Raw genomic sequence first — 21,322 nt, 5'->3', positions numbered from 1 at the left:
TGTCGGCTGTCTGCGGATCGCCTCAGGCCACAACTTCGACGATTGTCGTTAGGAAGCCTGCGAGGTCGTCGGTGACGAAATCCACGTCGTCCTTATCGCCCGGGTCGCGCTCCCAGATTTCCGAAAAAGTCGGCTCGAAGTTGCGCGGCACGACGAGCACCGTGGTCATGCCGAGTGATTTCGGCACCGACAGGTTGCGAGCGAGATCCTCGAACATCACCGCATTGTGGCCAGTGACGGCGTGGAGTTCGGCAAACTTTTCGTAGGTCTGGCGCGCCGGCTTGGGGTTCATCCCGGCGGCGACGATATCGAAGATGTCGTCGAAATGGTCGAGTATGCCGAGCTGGCGCGCGGTGCGTTCGGCATGCCTACGGTCGCCATTGGTAAAGATGAACTTGCGGCCGGGAAGCTGGCGGATCGCGGTGCCGAGCACAGGATCGGGCACCAGCCATGAATAATCGATGTCATGGACCTTCTCGAGAAAGTCGTCGGGGTCGATGCCATGGCGCGTCATCAGCCCGTTCAGCGTCGTGCCATACTCCAGGTAGAGTTCCTTCTGCAGCTTGCGCGCATCGTCGCGCGGCAGCGTCAGCAGCTCCCCGATATAGGCGGTCATCTTGACGTCGATCTGCGAAAACAGGTTCGAATGGTGCGGATAAAGCGTGTTGTCGAGATCGAACACCCAGTCGGTGACATGGGCGAAGCGGGCGGGATCGGGCAGCGTGGTCATGCGTTCCTTATGGCACGAAACAATTAGGGTTCGAACCGTTTTCTGGCAGCGGGTTATCCACAACTTATGCGCGACAAAAGTCGCAAAAATGGCGCCACGATTCAAATTTTAGGCATCGCCGAAAGGGGACCTTCAGGGCTTGCTGGCACAGAGACGGTTCAGTGGGAGCCAGCGATGAATCGCATATTTCTAAAGTCCGCCGCCATCGCTTTCGCCTCCGTCGCAGTCTCGCTTCTGTTGACGCTGATCATCGTTCCGGCAATGGGCTTCCCGATCAACCGCACCATCTGGCTGACATCGACGGTCTGTCCGCTGGCCCTCGCCTGGATCGCCACCGCCAGCACCGTCTGGCAGAGCGACAGGCTGAAAAGCGCGCATCGCGAACTTGCCCGCGCCCACGCCCAGCTTGCTGCCGCGCACCGGCGCCTGTCGGAAAAGGCGAGCCGCGACGACATGACCGGCATGCTCAACCGCGAGAGCTTCTTTGCAGCGCTCGACGGCTCCCGGCGCAAATCCGATCGCGGCGCGCTGCTGATCGTCGATGCCGATCATTTCAAGGCCATCAACGACAGCTACGGTCATCTGACCGGCGATGACGCGCTGCTGCTGATCGCCAGCGCGATCCAGCGCGGCGTGCGCGGCGGTGACGTGCTCGGTCGCATCGGCGGCGAGGAATTCGGCGCGTTTCTGGTCGGCGCCACCGAACAGGAAGCCAAACGTGTCGCCGAGCGCATCCGCCGCGAAGTCGAACTGATCCGTTTCCGTCCCGTCGACGAGCGAACGGTTCCGTTGACCGTCAGCATCGGCGGCATCACCTGCGGCGAAGACGCCAATGTGTCGGAACTGATGCGCGCCGCCGACCGGCGGCTCTACGAGGCCAAGCATCGGGGCCGCAATCTGTCGATCCTCGATCGGGACATTTCCGAAGCCGCCTGAAGCGCCCGTGGCCGGTAAGAAATTCCTAACCTTGTTTTCGCTCAGCCATGCCGTTTACCCGGTTGAAAGCAGGTTTCAGGCTAAGGCTTGGCACGAGTCTGGCTTCTCCTGGGCACGTGTGCCGTTCAGGGAACGCCATGCGTTGGATCGAAGCCAAATCGAGAGACGTGTCATGAGTTTCTTCAAGAAAATATCGCGCCGCGCGATCGTGCAGGCGCTGATCGCATTGCCGGCCCTGTCGCTGTTTCGCAGTTTGCCTGATGCCGATCCCTCCCATGCCGATCCAGATGAGATCGTCGAGGTCAATGGTTGGATCCTCAAGAGGAGCGACCTGGCATGATCTTCGACAGCTACGCGGCGTTTGGCGCGGCGAACTTTACCGCCAAGGTCTGCATCCTTGGCTCTGGGCCTGCCGGCATCACAATCGCCAGGAAGCTTGGCGCTGCCGGCATTCCGGTTGTGGTGCTGGAGGCGGGCTCCCGCGAGTTCAGCGATGAGTCACAGGATTTCTACCGCGGCACCACGGTCGGCGATCCCTATTTCGATCTCGACATCACCCGGCTGCGCTTCATGGGTGGCAGCTCCAATCACTGGGCCGGCTGGTGCCGGGTGCTGGACAGCCAGGATTTCGAGCCCAAGGCCTGGGCGCCGGATACCGGCTGGCCGATCAGCCGTGCCGACATCGAACCCTTTCTGCCGGAAGTCCACGACATCCTCGAACTGTCCGATTTCCGCCCGGATGTGGTGATCTCGGACGACATTCGCTGGGTGCAGCTGATCAAGAGCCCGGCGGTGCGTTTCGGCGAAAAATTCGCCGACGAGCTCGACAAGAGCCGCCACATCGCCGTGGTGCTCAACACCTATGCCACCGAGCTTGCCGGTGACGGCAGACGAGTGACCGGCGCCAAACTATGGTCGAACGGACAGGATGCCGGCTCCTTCACCGCCGACTATTTCATCGTCTGCACCGGCGGGCTGGAAAACTCGCGCTTGCTTCTGTGGTCGAACCAGCGCTCGAACGGCGGCGTGGTGCCGAACGCCACGGCTCTCGGCCGCTACTGGATGGAGCATCCGACCTTCGAGGGCGGCAACGCCATCCTCGCCGACTACAGTGAGTTCGAAGTCGATGCCACCAACGAGGCCTTCTTCTCGCCGTCGCTTGCCGCGATGGAGCGGCTGCAGATCATGAATTTTGGCATCAGGCTGATCGAAACGCCTTATGCCGGCATCAAAAGCCTGATCGCCGACCTCGCTTGCACAGCCCCCGACGCGGCTGAATGGGTGGCCTATCAACTCAGCCAGAACCTGCGCTGCGCTGCCCAGCTCTATGTCGCCTGGGAGCAGGCACCGCAGGCCTCGAACCAGATCGAACTGTCGAAAACCGAGGTCGACCATGCCGGCGTGCCGCGCATCGAACTGCATTGGAAAAAATCGGAGTTGGAACACCGCACCCTCCTGGAGGGACTGAAGCTGTTCGGTACGACGCTAATCCAGAAGGATCTCGGGCGAGTGCGCATCGCCGACTGGCTTACCAATGGTGGAGACTATCCGACCAATGAGGAACTGGCCGGCCATCATCACATGGGTGGCACGCGCATGGGCACCGACGTGACCAAAAGCGTGGTCGACAGCAACTCGAAGGTGCACGGCATGGACAATCTCTATATCGGCGGCTCCTCGGTGTTCTGCACCTCGGGTGAATGCAATCCGACGACGACGATCACCGCATTGGCCTGCCGGCTGGGCGAGCATCTCAGCAAGATCATCACTGTGTGACGCAGTCATCGCCGTCTTAAGTCCAAAAGCAGGCGGCGCCGGCGCCTGTGACAGGAGCCGGCGCCGCCTTGGCGCGCCTTTGGGAAGATTGTTTTGACTTACAGGCCGTAGACGGCGATGCGCACCAGCACGGCGGCGGCGGCCAGCGCCACCAGCAGGATGCCGAGGCCGATGGGCGAGCCCCAGCCATACCATTCCATTGCCAGCTTGGCGTATTTGAATTCCTCCTCATGCGTGAGGGGGTTGCGCTGTATCAAGCTCATTTTTTCACTCCTTGTCGGCGACTGGTCCTTGCCTTGTGCGGGCCACAGTCGCATATTGCTGCAATCGTCGTAATGTTAGACAGATTGATAGTTAGATGATCGAAATAAATCCGTCAAGCCTGAATCGTGCCGAGATGACGACGGCCATCGGCCTCGCCATCATGCAATGGCAGGACGCGACGCAGGCCTATGACGAGGCGGTGGGTACGAAACTCGGGCTGAACACTGCGGAACGCCATTGCCTCGGGCTGCTCTATGGCGGCCCGCAATCGGCTGGCGCCGTCGCGGTAGTGACGGGGCTGACGCCGGCCGCCGTCACCGCGCTGATCGACCGGCTGGAGGCACGCGGCCTGCTGACCCGCACGCGCAGTCTCGAGGACAGGCGCAAGGTGGTCATAGAGGCAACCGATCTGACGCGGGACCTGTCGGCGCGCTACTACGGTGCCATCGCGCAGGAGGGGCAAAAAATGATGGCCGGCTTCAGCGATGCCGAGCTGGCCGCGATATTGCGCTTCACCACCGCGGCACTCGACCTGCGGCGCGAGCAGCTTGCCCGTCTGAAGGCCGAGGCCGGCTGAGCGGTCAGATGGCCGCCGGGTCGAGCGCCGGCTTGCCCTTGTGGCGTCCGACGATGCCAGCCATGTCGGCGGTCTGGAACGCGTCGCGCAGCACGTCGAAGGACGGCAGCACGAAATAGGCACGCTGGAACTTGTCGATCTCGTAGCTGGTGCGCATCACCGTTTCCAGGTCGAAGGGGACGTGATGGGCATCCGGGCTCGCAACCGCGAACTGCAATTCGGTGAAGGACGACATCAACCCGGCGCCGAAAGCCTTGAGTGGCTGGCCGGGTTCCTGCATCAGCCCATACTCGGCCGTGTACCAGTAGAGGCGGGTGATCATCTCGTCGCCACCCAAAGCAATCACGTCCTCGGCCTTCTGGCCGTACATCTGCATGAAATCGGCAAACACCGGCTGCGTCAGGATCGGCACGTGGCCGAAGAAGTCGTGGAACATGTCCGGCTCGACGATATAGTCGAGCTCTTCCCTGGTCCGCAGCCAGTTGGTGACCGGGAATCGGCGATTGGCGAGATGGTCGAAGAACGGTGCGGCGGGAATGAGGCCAGGCACGGCGACAATTTCCCAGCCGGTAAGCTTGCGCAGCTTTTCGCTGACTGCACCGAAATCCGGAATCTTGTCGAGCAGGCCAAGCGCTGCAACGCCGTCGAGATAAGAATGGTGAGCCAGCTTCTGCGTCAGCTTCGTCTGACGGTCGCACAGCGTGCGCCACACGGCCTGTTCTGCGGCGCTGTAGTCGTAGCCCTGCGCCACGGTGAAATCGGCACGGCAGACTGAATAGTCGCCGCGAAGACCTTGTGCCGCGCAGTCGCGGGCATAGTCGGCAACGCTCATCGTCATGGCTGTTCTCCTCGCAAATCATCACCGGTGAATTTCTCTCCCAAGGGTAACCTGAGACAGCGAGGCAAATCAGCTTTGATGGTGGCTCGAAGGCAGGATTTGAGGTAAACAACACTTTGGAAAAGCTATCTGGGAGTGAAAATGCCTCAGTTTGATGATTTCGAGATCAGGATGCTCGACATCCTGCAGCGCGACGGGCGCAAGCCGGTGTCCGAACTGGCGCAGGAGATCGGCCTCTCGACGACGCCGTGCGCGCGGCGCTTCGAGGCGCTTCAGGACACCGGCATTATCAAGGGCTTTGCTGCCGTGCTCAGTCGCCGCGCTGTCGGGCTGATGGTCGAGGTGTTCATCGAGGTGCGGCTCACCAGCCACAGCGATGGTTCGCCTGAAACCTTCATCGCCGCCGTGCAGCGCATGGACGAAGTGTCCTCATGCTGGACGATGACCGGCGACCATGATTTCCTGTTGCATGTCATGGTGCCGTCGGTCGACGAGCTCAACGCCTTTGTCATGCACCGGCTGATGCGGCTCGAGGGCGTGCGTGATGTCCACACCCAGCTCGTGCTGCAGAACATCAAGGGGCCGGGCCATGTGCCGCTAGCGCATCTCCGGCGCTAGGCATTTCTGCGGAAAAGCTGCACGCAAACTGCTGGACAGGGCCCAATTCCAAGTTTGAATTGCCGACTACGACATGCGGACCGCATTGCGAAAGGTCCGTCATGAAAATCGTCCTGGTCAATCCGCCGCACACCGCCATCGGCAGCCGCGTGCCGGACGACCATCTGCCGCCTCTCGGCTTGCTGGCGCTCGGCGGCCCGCTGATCGATGCGGGCCATGACGTGCGGCTGGTCGACGCCGAATTCGGGCCGATGCCGCTCGCTTCGCTCGTCCGCGACGCCTTGAGCAATCAGCCTGATTGCATCCTGATCGGCCATTCCGGTTCGACCTCGGCGCATCCGACAGCCCTGGAGATCGCGCGGATGATCAAAACCCTCGGCCCTGAGACGATGGTGATCTATGGCGGTGTCTTCCCGACCTATCACTGGCGCGACATTCTCTCCGCAACGGATGTCTTCGACTTCGTCGTGCGCGGCGAGGGTGAGGCGACCATCGTCGCGCTGATCGAGGCGCTGGAAAGGCGTCAGCCGTTGTCCGATGTGGCGGGTATCGCCTTTCGCAACGATCTGCGCCGCCCCTTCGCCACCCAACCGGCGCGGACGATCGCAACCCTCGATGACTATCGCGTCGGCTGGGAATTGATAGACCATCGCCGATACAGCTATTGGGGCGGCAAGCGCGCCGTGGTCATGCAGTTTTCGCGAGGCTGCCCGCATCTGTGCAACTATTGCGGCCAGCGTGGTTTCTGGACGCGCTGGCGGCATCGCGATCCAAAAAAGTTCGCACAGGAGATCGCCTGGCTGCACCGCGAGCACGGCGTCGAACTCATCAACCTCGCCGACGAGAATCCGACGGTTTCGAAGAAGGCATGGCGCGCCTTTCTCGATGCGATGATCGCCGAGAATGTGCCGGTAATGATCGTCGGTTCCACCCGCGCGGACGACATCGTTCGCGACGCCGACATCCTGCATCTCTACCGCAAAGCCGGAATCATCCGCTGGCTGCTCGGCATGGAAAACACCGACGAGCAGACGCTTCAATTGATCCGCAAGGGCGGCAGCACCTCATCCGACCGCGAGGGGATCCGGCTGCTGCGCAAGCACGGCATCCTTTCGATGGCGACCTGGGTGGCGGGCTTCGAGGACGAAGGCCTGCGCGATCTCTGGCGCGGCTTCCGCCAACTCATCGCCTACGACCCGGACCAGATCCAGGCACTCTACGTCACCCCGCATCGCTGGACCCCGTTCTTCCGCATCGCCCGGGACCGCAAGGTGATCCAGAAGGACGCCCGCCTGTGGGACTACAAGCACCAGGTGCTGCAGATGACGCGGCTGAACCCCTGGATGCTGTTCTTCAGCGTCAAGCTGATAGAAGTGGCGGTGCAGTCGCGGCCAAAAGCCCTGGCGCGCATCCTGTTCCACAAGGACCCCGAACAGCGCCATTTGATGCGCTGGTACACGCAGATGGGCCGCCGCGTCTGGTTCCGCGAAGTCTGGGGCTTTCTGGTCCGCGACCGTCGGGTCCAGGGCGGTCCGACGCTGGCCGAATTCTGGGGCGCGCCGCAGGACGAGGAAGAGGAATCGATGAGATTTGCGCGTCCAGCCCGCAAGCCGGCCGCGCCCGAGATCATGATTTCGCCGGGCGCCTGAGGCGCTATCGGCTGCCGCTGCTCAGGGCACGATCAGCGTGCCGGCGCCGTGTTCGGTGAACAGTTCCAGCAGCACCGCATGCGGCGTCTTGCCGTTGAGGATGACGACGCCTTCGACGCCGCGCTCGATCGCCTCGATGCAGGTCTCGACCTTGGGGATCATGCCGCCGGACACGGTGCCGTCCTTGATCAACGCCTTGGCCTCGGCCACGGTCAGTTCATCGATCAGCTTTTTGTTCTTGTCGAGCACGCCGGGCACGTCGGTCAGGAACAACAGCCGCGTCGCCTGGCAGGCGCCGGCAATGGCGCCGGCAAAGGTGTCGGCATTGATGTTGTAAGTGTGGCCGTCGCGGCCGGGCGCCACCGGCGCCAGCACCGGGATCATTTCGGACCGCGCCAGCAGATCGAGCAAGGTGCGGTCGACCTCGACCGGCTCGCCGACGAAGCCGAGATCGAGCACCCGCTCGATGTTGGAGTCCGGATCGATCATGGTCTTGCGCGCCTTTTCGGCGAAAACCATGTTGCCGTCCTTACCGCACAGGCCGATCGCCCACTCGCCCTCGGCATTGATCAGCGCCACGATCTCCTTGTTGATCGAACCGGCCAGCACCATCTCGACGATCTCGACGGTCTTCTGGTCGGTGACGCGCAAGCCGCCCTCGAACTTCGATTCGATGCCCATCTTGGCCAGCATGGCGCCGATCTGCGGGCCGCCGCCATGGACGACGATCGGATTGACGCCGGACTGCTTCAACAGCGCGATGTCGCGGGCGAAGGCCTTGCCGAGTTCGATATCGCCCATGGCGTGGCCGCCATATTTCACCACGACCGTCTTGTTCTCGTAGCGCTGCATATAGGGCAGCGCTCGCGAAAGCAGCGCAGCCTGCATTTCGGCGGTGGCGGCGATCTCCGTCATCGGCATGGTTCCCGGCTTACTGGAAAGGACGGCGGCGTCTTAGCGGGAATTGGGGCAAGGGGCAAATGGTTCGGCGAACGTCATGTCCGATCCGATCGATTACTCCCATTCGATCTGCAGACCGGCTTCGGTAATCAATTGCAAGGCATCCTCGATATCCCGCGAGCTCGCATAATATGCATTCGGAAACGCTGCATTGAGTTCGTCGACTGTGATGGACCCGCGCTCCTGATGCTGATCGATCAGGGCGAGGATTGCGTTTCGGACGTTTTCTGGCAAGCCGGGATGCTCGGTCATTCCGCAAAGATTGTGCAGGATGACCAACTTTCAAGGCCTTGGCCTTGCCCCGTGTTAAGGCACCCTCAGCGGTGCGCGGCGCGCCTGCCACCCCGAGATCTTTTCCATCTGCGCGGCAAGCGACAAAAGGGTCTCTTCGTCGCCGGGCCGGCCAGCGGCCTGGATGCCGAGCGGCAGGCCGGCATCGGTGACATGGACAGGCAGTGCGATCGATGGCTGGCCGCTGACATTCTGGATCGCCGGCCAGTGGGTGAACCACAGGCTCTTGTCCATCAGCTGCCCGAACAGCGGCTTGAGCTTCAGCAGGCGCGTGAGACGCAATTTGTCGAGCACGTTCTCGATGAGTTCGTCGGTGCCTCTCGGGTCCATGGCGCCACAGGCGAGCGGCGGGTGCGCGATGACAGGCATCAGCACGGCGTCGTATTGCGCGGTGTCAGTGATCAGTCGGCGCGAGGTGGCATTGAGCCGCTGCAGGCCGGCATAGATCTCGCCGGCCGAGGCGATCTCGCCGAAGCGCGCGATGATGCGCGTGGCGCGCTCGAGGTCGCCCAAAACGGAGCGGCCGACACGCAAGGCCTCGGTGCGCATCGTGCCGGCCACCGCCGAGGCGACGGTCCTGGCGAAATCGGCCATGAAATCGCGATCGATATAGGGCAGGTCGATTTCCTGGACCGTGTGGTCGCCTTCGCGCGCCAATGCCACCGCTGTGTCCAGCGCCTGCAGCGTCTCGGCCGATATCGGCATGCCAAGCGGCGATTTTCGGTAGATGGCAAGCTTGAGCTTGCCTGGATCGCGTCCTGCCGCAGTAGTGAAACGGCCTTTCGGCGTTGGCGCGGCGTAGGGCGCCAGCAGATCGGGGCCGTGGGTCAGGTCGAGCAGCAAGGCGCAATCGCGGACCGAGCGGGAGACGGCATGATCGACCACCATGCCGTACCAGCTTTCGCTGACCAGCGGCGTCTGCGGCACGCGGCCGCGTGACGTCTTCAGGCCGACCAGCCCCGTGCAGGCCGCAGGCACCCTGATCGAGCCGCCACCATCCGCGGCATGCGCGGTGGGCACCACTCCGGCAGCGACCAGCGCCGCCGCACCACCCGATGAGCCGCCGCTGGTGTGCGCCGTGTTCCACGGATTGCGGGTGATGCCGAAGGCGGCCGATTCGGTCATCAGCCGCAGCCCGTGTTCGGGCGAAGTGCTGGTGGCGATCGGAATGAGGCCGGCAGCGAGATAGCGCTCGGTCATCACCGAGTTGAAATCGGCCGTGAAGGCCGGGATGCGGCTGCCGGTGTGTACCGGAACGCCCTTCATGGCGATGCCGAGATCCTTCAGCGCAAACGGCACGCCGGCAAGCGGCAGCTTGCGGTCGACGGTTTTGGCGCGCGTCCGCGCCGCGTCGTAGAGCGGTTCGACGATGGCGTTGATGTCGGCGCGGGTTGCATCGGCTCGCCCGATCGCCGCGTCGACAAGCTCCAGCGGCGAGATATCTCCCTTTTGCACAAGAGCGGCCAGCCCGGTTGCATCTTGCTCCCACAGAACCCGTTCAACCGACATTTTGGCTTCCCCCACCTTTCGCAAAGGTGCTTCCCAGCTTTCCGAAAGGCTAGCGACAGGCGATTTCTTTGGCAATCGATGGTCGCGTCCTGGCAAGGCAGTTGTCTAACGACGTTTGCGTGGACAGCGACCTTTCCGCCGTTGCAAATACATGGCAATCGCCTAATTTGTTCTGCATGACGCCGCAGGACATCACCACGCTGATTGTCCGGACTTCAATGAAGGACCGGGCTGCGTTCGACCTGCTCTACCGGCAGACCAGCGCGAAACTTTTCGGCGTCTGCCTTCGTGTATTGAGGGACCGGGGAGATGCGGAAGAGGCGCTACAAGAGGTCTTCGTGAAGATATGGACGAAGGCGGACCGTTTCGCTGTCTCGGATCTCAGTCCGATCTCCTGGCTGGTAGCAATCGCCCGCAATCACGCGATCGATCGCATCAGGGCGCGGCGCAAGCCTGCTGCCGATATCGATGCCGCGCTTGACGTGGCCGATCCGGCGCCTGGACCTGAGGCGATGGTTGTAGCGGGCGGTGAATCCGAACGCGTCTATCGGTGTCTCGATGAATTGGAACAGGACCGGGCGGCGGCCGTCCGGGGCGCCTATCTCAATGGCGAAAGTTATGCCGAGTTGGCGGAGCGCCATAGCGTGCCGTTGAACACGATGCGGACCTGGCTGCGGCGCAGCCTGTTGAAACTTAGAGAATGTCTGGAGAGATGACGCTGGCACAGGAAAACGGACCGGAACGTGGAGGCGACGACCTGCTCGCCGCCGAATACGTTCTTGGCGTGCTGGCAGCGGACGAACGCCAGATCGTCTCCGGCCGTATCGACGCGGAAACCGGATTCGCCCGCCTTGTCGATGGCTGGGAGGTGCACTTTTCGCCGCTGGGCGTCGCCTATCCGGAAGTACAGCCTCCGGCGACGGTCAAGGTCGCGGTCGATCGCCGGCTGTTCGCCTCCACCGCAACAACCTCCACCGCCACCGCGCAACCCAGCGCCGGCCTGTGGTCCAGCCTGGCCTTCTGGCGCGGTCTTGCCACTGCGGCTGTCGCGGCGCTGGCGATCTACATTGCCGTGCCCTACATCAACCCGCCTGTCGAACAGCCGCAGACACGGCTCGTCGCCTCGCTGGCTGCCGACGGCAGCGATGTCAAATATCTGGTCGTCTATGACGCCGCCAAACACGATGTCGGCCTGTCGCATGTCTCTGGCGAGCGCGCTGCCGGCAAGGACTTCGAACTGTGGATGATCGAGGGCAAGAATCCCCCGGTTTCGATGGGCGTCATCCCCGCCGGCGCGTCCACGCATCTGACCATCACGCCGGCCGTGCAGGAAAAACTTGCTCAAGGCGCCGTGCTTGCCGTCAGCGTCGAGCCATCAGGCGGTTCGCCGACCGGCCAGCCGACCGGACCGGTGGTTGCGGCGGGCGATCTGAAGAGCATTTGATAGGGCTCTCGGCGTCAGTATCCCGCATAAAGAATATCGCAAGACCACTCTCTTATCGGATTGCATGCGAAAGCGTGTGAGCCAGCAAAGAGAAATGTAAGAAAAGTGCCGTGCGTTGGCGAGCAAAAATAAAATTTCTCCCTGACATCGTGAAACTCACGCATTTGTATTCCGTATCTCCCTCGCGTCCCAAAAAAGGGAACGATAACCCGAGGAGTTAGACATCATGCGCAAATACGCCACCCTTTTGCTTGCCAGTACGCTCGCCGTTTCTGCGCTCGCCACCACTGCCTATGCCGAAAATCCGATGGTTGGCGGCGCCGCAATGTATGCCACCAAGAACATTGTCGAGAACGCCGTCAATTCGAAGGATCACACGACGCTGGTTGCGGCCGTCAAGGCCGGCGACCTGGTCGACACGCTGCAGACCGCCGGTCCCTTCACCGTGTTCGCGCCGACCAACGAGGCCTTTGCCGCACTTCCGGCCGGCACGGTCGAAACGCTGCTCAAGCCCGAGAACAAGGACAAGCTGGTCAAGATCCTGACCTGTCACGTCATCGGCGCCAAGGCGCTGGCGGCGGATGTGGCCAAGATGGCCAAGGACGATGGCGGCACGCACAAGGTGAAGACCGTTGGCGGCTGCGAGCTGTGGCTCAAGGCTGACGGCGGCAAGGTCACCGTGACCGACGAGAGCGGCGGCGTCGCAAATGTGACGATCGCCGACGTCGAACAGTCGAACGGCGTCATCCACGTCATCGACAAGGTTCTTCTGCCGAAGATGTAACAAAGGCTTCGCTGCCAGCGAAGTATGGGCAAGGGTCCATGCTGATTGCGCGGCTGGCGTCCCCCGTGACCCGCGCAATCGACAAGCGTACACTCCGCACCGTCCGCTCCAAGCGCGGAGCCGTTGCGGAGTGTCCGTTTTTCAGGGCTCAAACAAAGAGCCAGTTCCATGGCTCTGGCCGTCACCCGGCATTTTGATTTCCGTGCGACGGTCGAATTTGGCAAAGGACAGCAGGAGGAATGGCCATGAATCGTCGCAATCTTCTTTGGAGCGGTGCCGCGGCCGTAGCATTGCTGGCAGGCACGACAGCAATGCTGCGCATGGGCGGACCGCAGGACGCACGGGCAGCGGAAAAGTTTGAAGTCACCAAGACCGACGCCGAGTGGCACGCCATCCTGTCCGATGAAGCCTTCAACGTGCTGCGCAAGGAAGGCACCGAATATCCCGGCACCAGCCCGCTGCTCAACGAACACCGCAAGGGCATCTTTGCCTGCGCCGGCTGCGACCTGCCGGTCTATTCCTCCGAAACGAAGTTCGAGTCCGGCACCGGCTGGCCGAGTTTCTGGCAGGAGATTGCCAACGCCGTCGGCAAGACCGAAGACCGGTCTTTGGGCATGACCCGCACCGAGGTCCACTGCCGCCGTTGCGGCGGCCATCTCGGCCATGTCTTCGACGACGGTCCGCCACCGACCGGCTTGCGCCATTGCATCAACGGCGTCGCCTTGACCTTCAAGCCGGCCAGCGCCTGAGCTGCAGAACGAGCGCTTCTATAGGTTCCAGGCGCGGATGTCTGCGGATTCTTGCACCAGAGTCCGTTATCCTACCAGCCTGCCTGTTCGATCGCCGCTTCTGCGGCCGATTTACCATCGCCCCCAGCCTGCCATTTGGTCGCCACCAAACGACGGCCCGTCATCCAATCGGCTTCCGGCGACACGAGCCAAAGCAACGGTGGGACCATGATCGAGGGATCGAGCATTGCTGATTTCGCCGTCTCCGACACGGTCTGCGGGACCATGCCGGTAAGGGTGGCTCCTCCAGGCAGCAGCGCGTTCACGGTAATACCCGTGCCATCGAGATCCTGCGCCCAGATGATCGTCTCCGATTCGAGTGCTGCCTTCGAAGGACCATAGGGAGAAAAGCCGCGTCGGCGCATGGTCCCTTGGCTCACCGAAACATTGACGATCCGTCCCCAGCCCGCCTTCAGCATCATGGGAACCGCGTGTCTTGCCATCATGAAGGGGCCGTTCACGTTGGTGTCGATCACCATGCGCCACGTTTCCGGTGCGACTTCCCAGAAGCGCGTCGGTTCGGTCAGGAACTCATTGCTGACGTACTTCATGCCGCGGGCGGCATTGTTCACCAAAATATCGAGCCGCCCGAACCGCTTGACTGCGGCATCGACAACCTCGGCGCAGTCGTCTTCCTGCGTGACGTCGGCGACAAGCGGAAGAACCCGAGACTCTCTACACCTCTGACGCACCTCTTCTGCGACGGCTTCGATCTCGGTGCGCTCGCGCGCCGCAGTCGCAACCACATGGATTCCAGCCTGCGCAAGTCCCAGGACCATTGCCCGGCCGAGACCGCGGCCTGCGCCTGTCACAATGGCAACGCGGTTCAGGATTTGGCTCGTCGTCACATCGGTTCCATGTTGAATTCAGGCCACCAATCAGTGCCCGCCGCCACCGCCACCGCCGGCGGCGACAGGTTTGCGGATCATCATGGTGAAGAGCCCCAGCGTCGCGAACAGCACCGTCAGCAGGTAGAACACGTCCATGAAGGACAGCAGCGCCGCCTGTTGCTGGACCATGCCGGACAGTTTGGAGATCGCCGCCTTGGATGCGTCCAGGCCGACACTCTGTTCGAAGGTGAGCGTCATGTTCTGCAGCTTGGTCTGCGCCGCCTCGCTGCCCCATTGCACATGCTCGGCCAGCCTTGCGTAGTGGAAGGCATTGCGGTCGATCAGCACCGTGTTGATGATGGCAAGGCCGACGGCGCCGCCGAGATTGCGGGTGAGGTTGAACAGGCCCGACGCGTTCTTCAACCGGTCGGGCGGCAAGGTGCCGAGCGCAATGTTGTTGATCGGCACCATGCACAGCATCATCGAACAGCCGCGCAGGATCTGCGGGATCAGCAGTTCATAGAAGTCCCAATCGGCGGTGAGATGCGTCATCCACCAGGTTCCCGTGGCGAAGCCGAAGAAGCCGATCATCATCATCAAGCGCGGGTCCATCTTGCCCGACAGGATGCCGGAGATGGGCGCGGTGAAGAACATGGCCAGGCCGCTGACGAACAGCGCCTCGCCGATCATCATCGAATCGTAGCCGCGGATGCGCCCGAGGAACACTGGATAGAGATAGGTCAGGCCGTAGAGGCCGATGCCGATGACGAAGGAAAACAGCGAGCCGAAGGCAAAATTGACATTGCGGAACGCCTTCAGGTCGACGATCGGTTCCTCGGCGGTGAAGACGCGCCAGAAGAACAGCACTCCGCCAATGGTCATGACGACGGCGCAGATCAGCACCGCCTGGTCCTGCAGCCAGTCGTTGTTCGGGCCTTCCTCGAGCACATATTCCATGCAGCCAAGGAAGGCTGCCATGCCGGCAAGGCCCCACCAGTCGAATTTGCTGAACAGCTTGAGGTTGGGCTTGTCGAAGTCGATCAGCGACCAGGCTGCCGCCGTCACTAGGATACCGGGTACGACGTTGACGAGAAACAGCCAGTGCCAGGACATGGCATGGCTGATGTAGCCGCCAACCGTCGGGCCAATCGTCGGCGCCAGCGTCGCCACCAGGCCGATCATCGGTGACACCACGGCGCGGCGCGACGGCGGGAAGATGGTGAAGGCTGCGGCAAAGACGCTCGGGATCATGCCGCCGCCGATGAACCCCTGGACGGCGCGGTAGACGATCATCTGGTCGATGTTGGTGGCGGTTGCTGCCAGTGCGCTGGCGGCGGTGAAGCCTGCCGCTGAAATCGTGAACAGCACCCGCGTCGACAGCATCCGGCTGAGGAAGCCGGAAAGCGGAATCATGATGACTTCGGCAATCAAATAGGCGGTCTGAACCCACGGGATTTCGTCGGAACTGGCGCTCAGGCCGGCCTGGATCTCGGCCAGCGAGGCCGAGACGATCTGAATGTCCAGGATGGCCATGAACATGCCGAACACCATCGCCAGAAAGGCGATGACACGCCGCGTCGAGATGGTGTCGGGCACCGCCGGCATTGCCGGGGCCGATCCTGCTGTCAGGGTTGCGGTCGCCATGACGTTGCTCCGGGGTCCGCTTACTTCGACGCGGAAGGCGCCGTGCGGCTGTCGACGGCGACGACGACGCTGAGGCCCGCGCGCAGCCTGCCTGCCTTCAGCACATCCGCCGGTACGTCAATGCGAACCGGGACGCGCTGCACCACCTTGGTGAAATTGCCGGTGGCGTTCTCCGGCGGCAGCAGCGAAAACACCGCACCCGAGGCTGGCGCCAGCGACGACACGGTTCCCTCGAAATCGTGGCCGTCGGTCGCATCGACCGACACCCTGACCTTTTCTCCAGGCACCAGCCGGGCAAGCTGCGTCTCCTTGAAGTTGGCGACGATATAAAGCTTGTCCATCGGCACGATGACGGCGAGCTTTTGCCCGGGGCTGATCAGGTCGCCCTGCTCGACGGAGCGGTTGCCGACGACGCCGTCATAGGGCGCGCGCAGCACGGTAAAGGAAAGATCGCGCGCCGCCTTGTCGTGGCTGAGCTGCAGCGACGCCAGCGTGCTCGCCGATTCTGCGCGCTGCGCCTGCAGCACGCCGATATTGGCCTGCGCGGCGGCGATCTGCGCGGCGGCGCCGACAAGCGCGGCGTTGGCCTGGTCGACTGCGGTCTGGGCGTCGTCCAGCTGCGCCTGCGTGCCGACATGGGTCTTGAGCAGTTGAGCGGCACGCACTTGCGCACGCGCCGCATTGTCGGCCGTAGCCTTATCGGCAGTCTTCTGCGCCTGGGCTTGGCTGAGCGAGGCGCGCGCCGCTTCGGTCTGGGCGTCGATGCGGTCGAGCGTCTTGCTCAAGGTGGCGATCTGCGCCTCGGCCTGGGCGACCGCAATCTTGTAGTCGCCGTCATCGACGATCAGCAGCGGATCTCCGGCCTTCACCTGTTGGTTCTCGGTCACCTTGACCTGGTCGACATAGCCGGAAATCTTCGGCGAAATGAACGCCATGTCGGCCTGGACATAGGCGTCGTCTGTCGAGATCATGAAGCGCCCGTCGGTCCAGTAGTGGTAGCCGTACCAGGCGCCGGCGCCCAGCAGGCCGAGCGCGATGATGGGCAGCAGCAGCGAGCGCGCCGACCGCTTCTTCTTGGCAGGCGCCTCGGTTGGCGTGCCGGTTGCAGGCTCGACCGGTGTATTTGGCGCCTCGATCGCCGGTGCGACCTTGGCATTGGGGAAGGGGCGAACTTCGGCGGTGGCGGGCACGTTGGAGGACATGATATCTCTCTAAATTAAATCATGCTGGACTAGTCATACTGAACCGTTCGGTTCGACAGGGACATTGACTTAGCGCGGGAAGAGGCCCATATCAAGGGCAATCGAACCGGTTGGTTCGAATTATTTCGAGGTGTGACCTTATGACCGAGACAGTACCCGACGACGGCAAGGACCAGTGCGATCTGCTGGACAGCCTGCGTCGCGGCCGCCCTGCAGCGGGACAGGATCCCGTCAAACGCAGCCAGATCATCGAAGGCGCGCGTCGTGTCTTCATCGACAAGGGTTTTGAAGCGGCGTCGATGAACGACATCACCCGCGAGGCCGGCGTTTCCAAGGGCACGATCTATGTCTATTTCGCCAACAAGGAAGAACTGTTCGAAGCGCTGATCGAGGAAGAGCGCGGCACCATCTTCAAGAACATGTACGATATGCTCGACCGCGCCGACGACCTGCGCGAGACACTGGTGAAGTTCGGCAAGGTGCTGTCCGTCAAGATCACGTCGGCCAAGGTCATCCAGGCGCAGCGCACAGTGATCGGCGCGTCCGACAGGATACCCGACATGGGTGCGCGTTTTTACGAACGCGGGCCCAAACGCGGTCATGACAAGGTTGTGGCGTTTCTCAATGCCGCCATCGAGCGCGGCCTGCTGCGGATCGACGATGTCGATCTTGCCGCCTACCAGTTCACCGAACTGTGCCTGGCCGGTCTGTTCCGTCAGTGCATATTCGCCTACCGCACGGAAGCCCCGAGCCAGGATGAAATCGACCACATCGTCAGGTCGGGCGTCGGCATGTTCCTGAAGGCTTACGGCACCGAAAGGCTCGCTGCGGAAGAAAGTCACCAGGTGATTGCACTCAAGGCGAAGCCTTAACCACCATTGGCGGCGAGCACGATCGCCGCGCGCAATTCGTCGAGGCCCTCGCTCTTTTCCGACGACGTGGCGAGAACGAAGGGGAACGCCGCCGGCCGCTTCTTGATTTTCAGAAGCGTCTCTTCGATCAATCGCGGGACCCCGGCCGCCTTGATCTTGTCGGTCTTGGTCAGCACGATCTGGTAGGACACTGCGGCCTTGTCGAGCAGCGACAGCACCTCATCGTCCTTGGCCTTGATGCCGTGGCGGGCGTCGATCAGCACATAGACGCGCTTCAGCGTGACGCGGCCCTTGAGATAGTCGAAGACGAGCTTCGTCCACTCGTCGACCTTCTCCTTGGGCGCGGTCGCGTAGCCGTAGCCCGGCATGTCGACCAGCGCCATTGGCGGCAGGTCGGCGCCTTCGCCTGAAAATCCATCCGGCACGAAATAGTTGAGCTCTTGCGTGCGCCCCGGCGTGTTGGACGTGCGCGCCAGCCCTTTCTGGTTGACCAGCGCGTTGATCAGCGACGACTTGCCGACATTCGAGCGGCCGGCAAAGGCGATCTCCGGCGGCCCTTCCGGGGGCAGGAACTTCATCGCCGGCACGCCGCGGATGAAGATCCACGCCCGCGTAAACAGTTCGGTACCGATCACAGTCTTGTTCAACGCGTTCAAACCGCTGCCTCCAGAAGGGAAATATTGGCGCCACGAATGGCATTGAGGTTGCGGCTGATCTTTTCCACCGGCCAGTCCCACCAGGCCACCGCCAGAAGCCGCCGGATGGTCCTGTCGTCAAAGCGCATCTTCACCACCTTGGCCGCATTGCCGGCGACGATCGCATAGGGCGGCACGTCGTGCGTCACCACCGATTTTGCCGCGACGATGGCGCCATGGCCGATTTCGACACCCGGCAGGACCACCGCCTCCATGCCGATCCATACATCATTGCCGAGCACGGTGTCGCCCCGCAATTCCTTCGACCAGGTATCCGGGTCGAAGCCCTCTTCCCAGCCGTGGCCGAAAATATTGAACGGGTAGGTGGAAAAGCCGGACATGGCATGATTGGCGCCGTTCATGATAAACCGTGCGCCCTCGGCGATGGCGCAGAACTTGCCGATGATCAGCCTGTCGCCAATGAACGGATAGTGATGCAGCACGCATCTTTCGGCGAATTTGTCGGGCCCGTCGGGATCGTCATAATAGGTGAAATCGCCGATCTCGATGTTCGGCGCGGTGACCAGTCCCTTCAGGAAACCGACGCGCATATGCATCGGGATCGGATGCTTGATGTTGGGGTTGGGTCCGACCATGGTCTGGCTCCGTCAAATCTTGTGGCAGGCAAGGCCAAAGTAGCGTGATCGCCAGGCAGCACCAACGGTGTACGGAACGAATCATCGTTACCTGTTGATCGAGGGAGCGCTCCTGAAACGAGATGGAACTCATAGGGATGTGCCGCGGCTGCGTCCAGCAGAGCCAAATTGTCCTGAAAACGCTGGGTCCAGATAAACCGGGGTCCTGCGAAGGTCTGCAGGACCCCGGTCTGCCTAACGGCCTCCCAAACACCGGCGTCTTTGCGCCGGAAGCCGTCTTGGCAAGGTATCTTGCCGGCGCCGCAAAAACGCGATGGTCCCGTACGACGCCAAAACCCATGTCCCAAAGGCGTGCCGAAGCTTCGCCACGGGAATGGCAACGCGTAGTTAGGACGCGCGGCAAGCCAAAGTTTCGCCAGAAATAGGAACGGGATTTTCCGGCAAAAAAAGCCCCGGGTGAACCGGGGCTTTTTGATTTCGCAGAAGGGAGCGCCGGCTATTCCGCCGGCGACGGTTTCTTGCGGAACAGTGCGACCAGATTATCCCACAATTCGATCTTGGCGCCCTGGCGCTTCATGATCAGGCCCTGCTGGAGAATGGAGAGCGTGTTGTTCCAGGCCCAGTAGATGACGAGGCCGGCCGGAAAACCCGCCATCATGAAGGTGAAGATCACCGGCATCCAGGTGAAGATCGCCGCCTGCGTCGGGTCCGGCGGCGTCGGGTTCATGCGCATTTGCAGGAACATGGTGACGCCCATGATCAGCGGCCACACGCCGATCATCAACACATGCGGCAGCGTGATCGGAATGAGGCCGAACAGGTTGAACAGCGATGTCGGATCGGGCGCCGCCAGATCCTGGATCCAGCCGAAGAACGGGGCGTGGCGCATCTCGATGGTGATGTAGAGCACCTTGTAGAGCGCGAAGAACACCGGGATTTGCAGCGCTACCGGCCAGCAGCCGGCGATCGGATTGATCTTCTCCGTCTTGTAGAGCTCCATCATCGCCTTTTGCTGCGCCATCTTGTCGTCCGCGTATTTCTCGCGGATCTCAAGCATCTTGGGCTGCACCTTCTTCATGTTCGCCATCGACGCGTAGGACTTGTTGGCAAGCGGGAAGAAGGCGGCCTTGACGACGACGGTGGTGGCGAGGATGGCCAGGCCGAAATTGCCGAAGAATTTGTAGAGTGTGTCGATCAGCCAGAACATCGGCTTGGTGATGAAGTGGAACCAGCCCCAGTCGATCAGCAGGTCGAAGCGCTTGATGTGGCGGTCTTCTGCATAGGCGTTGATCTTGCCGACCTCCTTGGCACCAGCGAAGATTTCGCTCTCCACCGTCGCCGATTGACCGGCGTCAACGGCGATCGGGTCGGTGAGGAAGTCGGACTGGTAGCGGTGGCGGCCATCCTCGAAAAAGGCGTAGCGCGGCTGGAACGGCTGCTTCTCGGTCGGCACCAGCGTCACCGCCCAGTACTTGTCGGTGATGCCCAGCCAGCCATCGGTCGACTTGCCCGGCATGAACTGCTTGTCCGATTCGATGGACGCGTATTTGTGTTCCTGCAGGCCTTCCGTCCCGGTGAAGCCGATCAAGCCTTCATGCAGCACATAGGTGCTGGCAATGGCCGGTTTGTCGAAGCGGGTGACACGGCCATAGTTGGACAGCGAGACAGAGGCAGCACCCGAATTCTGCACGGTGTCGGAAACGGTGAACATGTAGTCGCTGTCGACCGAGAAGGTGCGCTTGAAGGTCAGGCCCTTGTCGTTGGCGTAGGTCAGCGTCACTGGCGTCGCAGGCGTCAGCGCCGCATTGCCGTCGACGGTCCATGCCGTTTCAGGGCCCGGCACGGTGCCGGTCTTGTCGTTGCCGACAAAGCCGATCTCGGCATAGTAGCCATTGGGCAGCGCCGCCGGGTTGAGCAGTTCGATCTTGGGCGAGTTTTTATCGACCGTCTCGGTGTACTGCTTGAGCTTGAGGTCGTCGAGACGTGCGCCGGTGAGGTTGATCGAGCCTTCGAGGCTCGGCGTGTCGATCTTGACGCGCTTGTTCGCCGCCAGCGCCTGCTCGCGGCCGGCCGGCGTTACGCCGTCGGTGCCCGGCGTGCTGGGGATGGCGCCTGGCGTTGCGGGCGCTCCGGTATCGCCGGGTTTGGCGGCCTCGGCTGCCTTCTTCTGCTCCGCCGCCCGCTGCTCTTCTATGCGGGCCGCCTCGCGCTGCTGCTCGCTGCGCGGCAGCACGTAAAAATACTGCCACAGCGCCAGGATCAGCACCGACAGCGCGATGGTGATGAAGAAGTTCCGGTTGTTTTCCATCGAAAGCCCTT

The 21,322-nt window shown here is 62.2% G+C and carries 23 protein-coding genes; 11 read left to right on the top strand and 12 right to left on the bottom strand.

All coding sequences use genetic code 11. The features are described from left to right. Positions 1 to 22: 22 nt before the first annotated feature. Positions 23 to 730, bottom strand: a complete 708-nt coding sequence (locus tag LHFGNBLO_RS07960) for a pyrimidine 5'-nucleotidase (RefSeq protein ID WP_258605682.1) — start codon at positions 728 to 730, stop codon at positions 23 to 25. Between the two features lie 174 nt (positions 731 to 904). On the opposite strand from LHFGNBLO_RS07960, the gene LHFGNBLO_RS07955 reads away from it, so the two are divergent. From LHFGNBLO_RS07955 to LHFGNBLO_RS07945, 3 genes are read left to right on the top strand one after another with little or no spacing between them, the layout of a single operon-like run. Next, positions 905 to 1,666, top strand: a complete 762-nt coding sequence (locus LHFGNBLO_RS07955) for a GGDEF domain-containing protein (protein WP_258605680.1) — start codon at positions 905 to 907, stop codon at positions 1,664 to 1,666. Between the two features lie 7 nt (positions 1,667 to 1,673). After that, positions 1,674 to 2,006, top strand: coding sequence for a hypothetical protein (locus LHFGNBLO_RS07950; protein WP_258610054.1), 333 nt, complete (start codon positions 1,674 to 1,676; stop codon positions 2,004 to 2,006). Next, on the top strand, positions 2,003 to 3,442 hold the full coding sequence (locus tag LHFGNBLO_RS07945; RefSeq protein WP_258605679.1) for a GMC oxidoreductase: 1,440 nt from the start codon (positions 2,003 to 2,005) through the stop codon (positions 3,440 to 3,442). The genes LHFGNBLO_RS07950 and LHFGNBLO_RS07945 overlap by 4 nt, the downstream gene beginning before the upstream one ends. 98 nt (positions 3,443 to 3,540) lie before the next feature. On the opposite strand, the gene LHFGNBLO_RS07940 is transcribed toward LHFGNBLO_RS07945, so the two are convergent. Further along, on the bottom strand, positions 3,541 to 3,705 hold the full coding sequence (locus LHFGNBLO_RS07940; RefSeq protein ID WP_258605677.1) for a hypothetical protein: 165 nt from the start codon (positions 3,703 to 3,705) through the stop codon (positions 3,541 to 3,543). A 95-nt stretch (positions 3,706 to 3,800) separates the two neighbouring features. Between LHFGNBLO_RS07940 and LHFGNBLO_RS07935 the strand changes: the two genes are divergently transcribed. Further along, positions 3,801 to 4,283 carry a MarR family winged helix-turn-helix transcriptional regulator gene (locus LHFGNBLO_RS07935; protein WP_258605676.1) on the top strand — a complete coding sequence of 161 codons (483 nt, stop codon included), beginning with the start codon at positions 3,801 to 3,803 and terminating at the stop codon, positions 4,281 to 4,283. 4 nt (positions 4,284 to 4,287) lie between these two features. On the opposite strand, the gene phhA is transcribed toward LHFGNBLO_RS07935, so the two are convergent. Then, a complete protein-coding gene (gene phhA / locus LHFGNBLO_RS07930) occupies positions 4,288 to 5,121 on the bottom strand; it encodes a phenylalanine 4-monooxygenase (RefSeq protein ID WP_258605674.1) in 834 nt (277 codons plus the stop codon). Between the two features lie 141 nt (positions 5,122 to 5,262). On the opposite strand from phhA, the gene LHFGNBLO_RS07925 reads away from it, so the two are divergent. Next, positions 5,263 to 5,739 carry an Lrp/AsnC family transcriptional regulator gene (locus LHFGNBLO_RS07925; protein ID WP_258605672.1) on the top strand — a complete coding sequence of 159 codons (477 nt, stop codon included), beginning with the start codon at positions 5,263 to 5,265 and terminating at the stop codon, positions 5,737 to 5,739. A 101-nt stretch (positions 5,740 to 5,840) separates the two neighbouring features. Continuing rightward, the gene (gene bchE, locus LHFGNBLO_RS07920) at positions 5,841 to 7,388 is read left to right on the top strand and encodes a magnesium-protoporphyrin IX monomethyl ester anaerobic oxidative cyclase (RefSeq protein ID WP_258605671.1); all 1,548 of its coding nucleotides are present in this window, start codon (positions 5,841 to 5,843) and stop codon (positions 7,386 to 7,388) included. A gap of 21 nt (positions 7,389 to 7,409) precedes the next feature. On the opposite strand, the gene argB is transcribed toward bchE, so the two are convergent. The 3 genes from argB to LHFGNBLO_RS07905 all read right to left on the bottom strand — a co-directional run bounded on the left by argB (position 7,410) and on the right by LHFGNBLO_RS07905 (position 10,148). Further along, positions 7,410 to 8,303 carry an acetylglutamate kinase gene (gene argB / locus LHFGNBLO_RS07915; protein ID WP_258605670.1) on the bottom strand — a complete coding sequence of 298 codons (894 nt, stop codon included), beginning with the start codon at positions 8,301 to 8,303 and terminating at the stop codon, positions 7,410 to 7,412. A 99-nt stretch (positions 8,304 to 8,402) separates the two neighbouring features. Next, positions 8,403 to 8,627, bottom strand: coding sequence for an RNA polymerase sigma factor region1.1 domain-containing protein (locus tag LHFGNBLO_RS07910; protein WP_258605669.1), 225 nt, complete (start codon positions 8,625 to 8,627; stop codon positions 8,403 to 8,405). A gap of 27 nt (positions 8,628 to 8,654) precedes the next feature. Then, the gene (locus tag LHFGNBLO_RS07905) at positions 8,655 to 10,148 is read right to left on the bottom strand and encodes an amidase (RefSeq protein ID WP_258605668.1); all 1,494 of its coding nucleotides are present in this window, start codon (positions 10,146 to 10,148) and stop codon (positions 8,655 to 8,657) included. A gap of 176 nt (positions 10,149 to 10,324) precedes the next feature. On the opposite strand from LHFGNBLO_RS07905, the gene LHFGNBLO_RS07900 reads away from it, so the two are divergent. From LHFGNBLO_RS07900 to msrB, 4 genes are all read left to right on the top strand, one after another. Beyond that, positions 10,325 to 10,864, top strand: a complete 540-nt coding sequence (locus tag LHFGNBLO_RS07900; protein WP_258609651.1) for a sigma-70 family RNA polymerase sigma factor — start codon at positions 10,325 to 10,327, stop codon at positions 10,862 to 10,864. Further along, a complete protein-coding gene (locus LHFGNBLO_RS07895; protein ID WP_258605667.1) occupies positions 10,861 to 11,592 on the top strand; it encodes an anti-sigma factor domain-containing protein in 732 nt (243 codons plus the stop codon). Before LHFGNBLO_RS07900 ends, LHFGNBLO_RS07895 begins: the two co-directional genes overlap by 4 nt. A gap of 226 nt (positions 11,593 to 11,818) precedes the next feature. Then, positions 11,819 to 12,376, top strand: a complete 558-nt coding sequence (locus LHFGNBLO_RS07890; protein ID WP_258605665.1) for a fasciclin domain-containing protein — start codon at positions 11,819 to 11,821, stop codon at positions 12,374 to 12,376. 245 nt (positions 12,377 to 12,621) lie between these two features. After that, positions 12,622 to 13,125, top strand: coding sequence for a peptide-methionine (R)-S-oxide reductase MsrB (msrB, locus tag LHFGNBLO_RS07885; RefSeq protein WP_258605664.1), 504 nt, complete (start codon positions 12,622 to 12,624; stop codon positions 13,123 to 13,125). A gap of 71 nt (positions 13,126 to 13,196) precedes the next feature. On the opposite strand, the gene LHFGNBLO_RS07880 is transcribed toward msrB, so the two are convergent. From LHFGNBLO_RS07880 to LHFGNBLO_RS07870, 3 genes are read right to left on the bottom strand one after another with little or no spacing between them, the layout of a single operon-like run. Continuing rightward, on the bottom strand, positions 13,197 to 14,012 hold the full coding sequence (locus LHFGNBLO_RS07880) for an SDR family NAD(P)-dependent oxidoreductase (RefSeq protein ID WP_258605663.1): 816 nt from the start codon (positions 14,010 to 14,012) through the stop codon (positions 13,197 to 13,199). 30 nt (positions 14,013 to 14,042) lie between these two features. After that, complete coding sequence (locus LHFGNBLO_RS07875; RefSeq protein ID WP_258609650.1) at positions 14,043 to 15,599, bottom strand: DHA2 family efflux MFS transporter permease subunit; 1,557 nt, start codon at positions 15,597 to 15,599, stop codon at positions 14,043 to 14,045. 59 nt (positions 15,600 to 15,658) lie between these two features. Further along, complete coding sequence (locus LHFGNBLO_RS07870) at positions 15,659 to 16,840, bottom strand: HlyD family secretion protein (RefSeq protein WP_258605662.1); 1,182 nt, start codon at positions 16,838 to 16,840, stop codon at positions 15,659 to 15,661. A 140-nt stretch (positions 16,841 to 16,980) separates the two neighbouring features. Between LHFGNBLO_RS07870 and LHFGNBLO_RS07865 the strand changes: the two genes are divergently transcribed. Then, positions 16,981 to 17,712, top strand: a complete 732-nt coding sequence (locus LHFGNBLO_RS07865) for a TetR/AcrR family transcriptional regulator (RefSeq protein WP_258605660.1) — start codon at positions 16,981 to 16,983, stop codon at positions 17,710 to 17,712. On the opposite strand, the gene yihA is transcribed toward LHFGNBLO_RS07865, so the two are convergent. The 3 genes from yihA to yidC all read right to left on the bottom strand — a co-directional run bounded on the left by yihA (position 17,709) and on the right by yidC (position 21,311). After that, a complete protein-coding gene (yihA, locus tag LHFGNBLO_RS07860; protein ID WP_258605658.1) occupies positions 17,709 to 18,368 on the bottom strand; it encodes a ribosome biogenesis GTP-binding protein YihA/YsxC in 660 nt (219 codons plus the stop codon). The two genes, LHFGNBLO_RS07865 and yihA, sit on opposite strands and share 4 nt — an antisense overlap. After that, positions 18,365 to 19,003: a CatB-related O-acetyltransferase gene (locus LHFGNBLO_RS07855; protein WP_258605657.1), complete on the bottom strand. Its 639-nt coding sequence runs from the start codon at positions 19,001 to 19,003 to the stop codon at positions 18,365 to 18,367. Before LHFGNBLO_RS07855 ends, yihA begins: the two co-directional genes overlap by 4 nt. A 496-nt stretch (positions 19,004 to 19,499) precedes the next feature. Then, positions 19,500 to 21,311, bottom strand: a complete 1,812-nt coding sequence (gene yidC / locus LHFGNBLO_RS07850) for a membrane protein insertase YidC (RefSeq protein ID WP_258605656.1) — start codon at positions 21,309 to 21,311, stop codon at positions 19,500 to 19,502. Positions 21,312 to 21,322: the final 11 nt, after the last annotated feature.

Source organism: Mesorhizobium sp. AR10 (assembly GCF_024746795.1).
Lineage (GTDB): Bacteria > Pseudomonadota > Alphaproteobacteria > Rhizobiales > Rhizobiaceae > Mesorhizobium.
The sequence above is the reverse complement of the archived record's forward strand: the minus strand, read 5'-3'. Positions and strand labels throughout refer to the sequence as shown.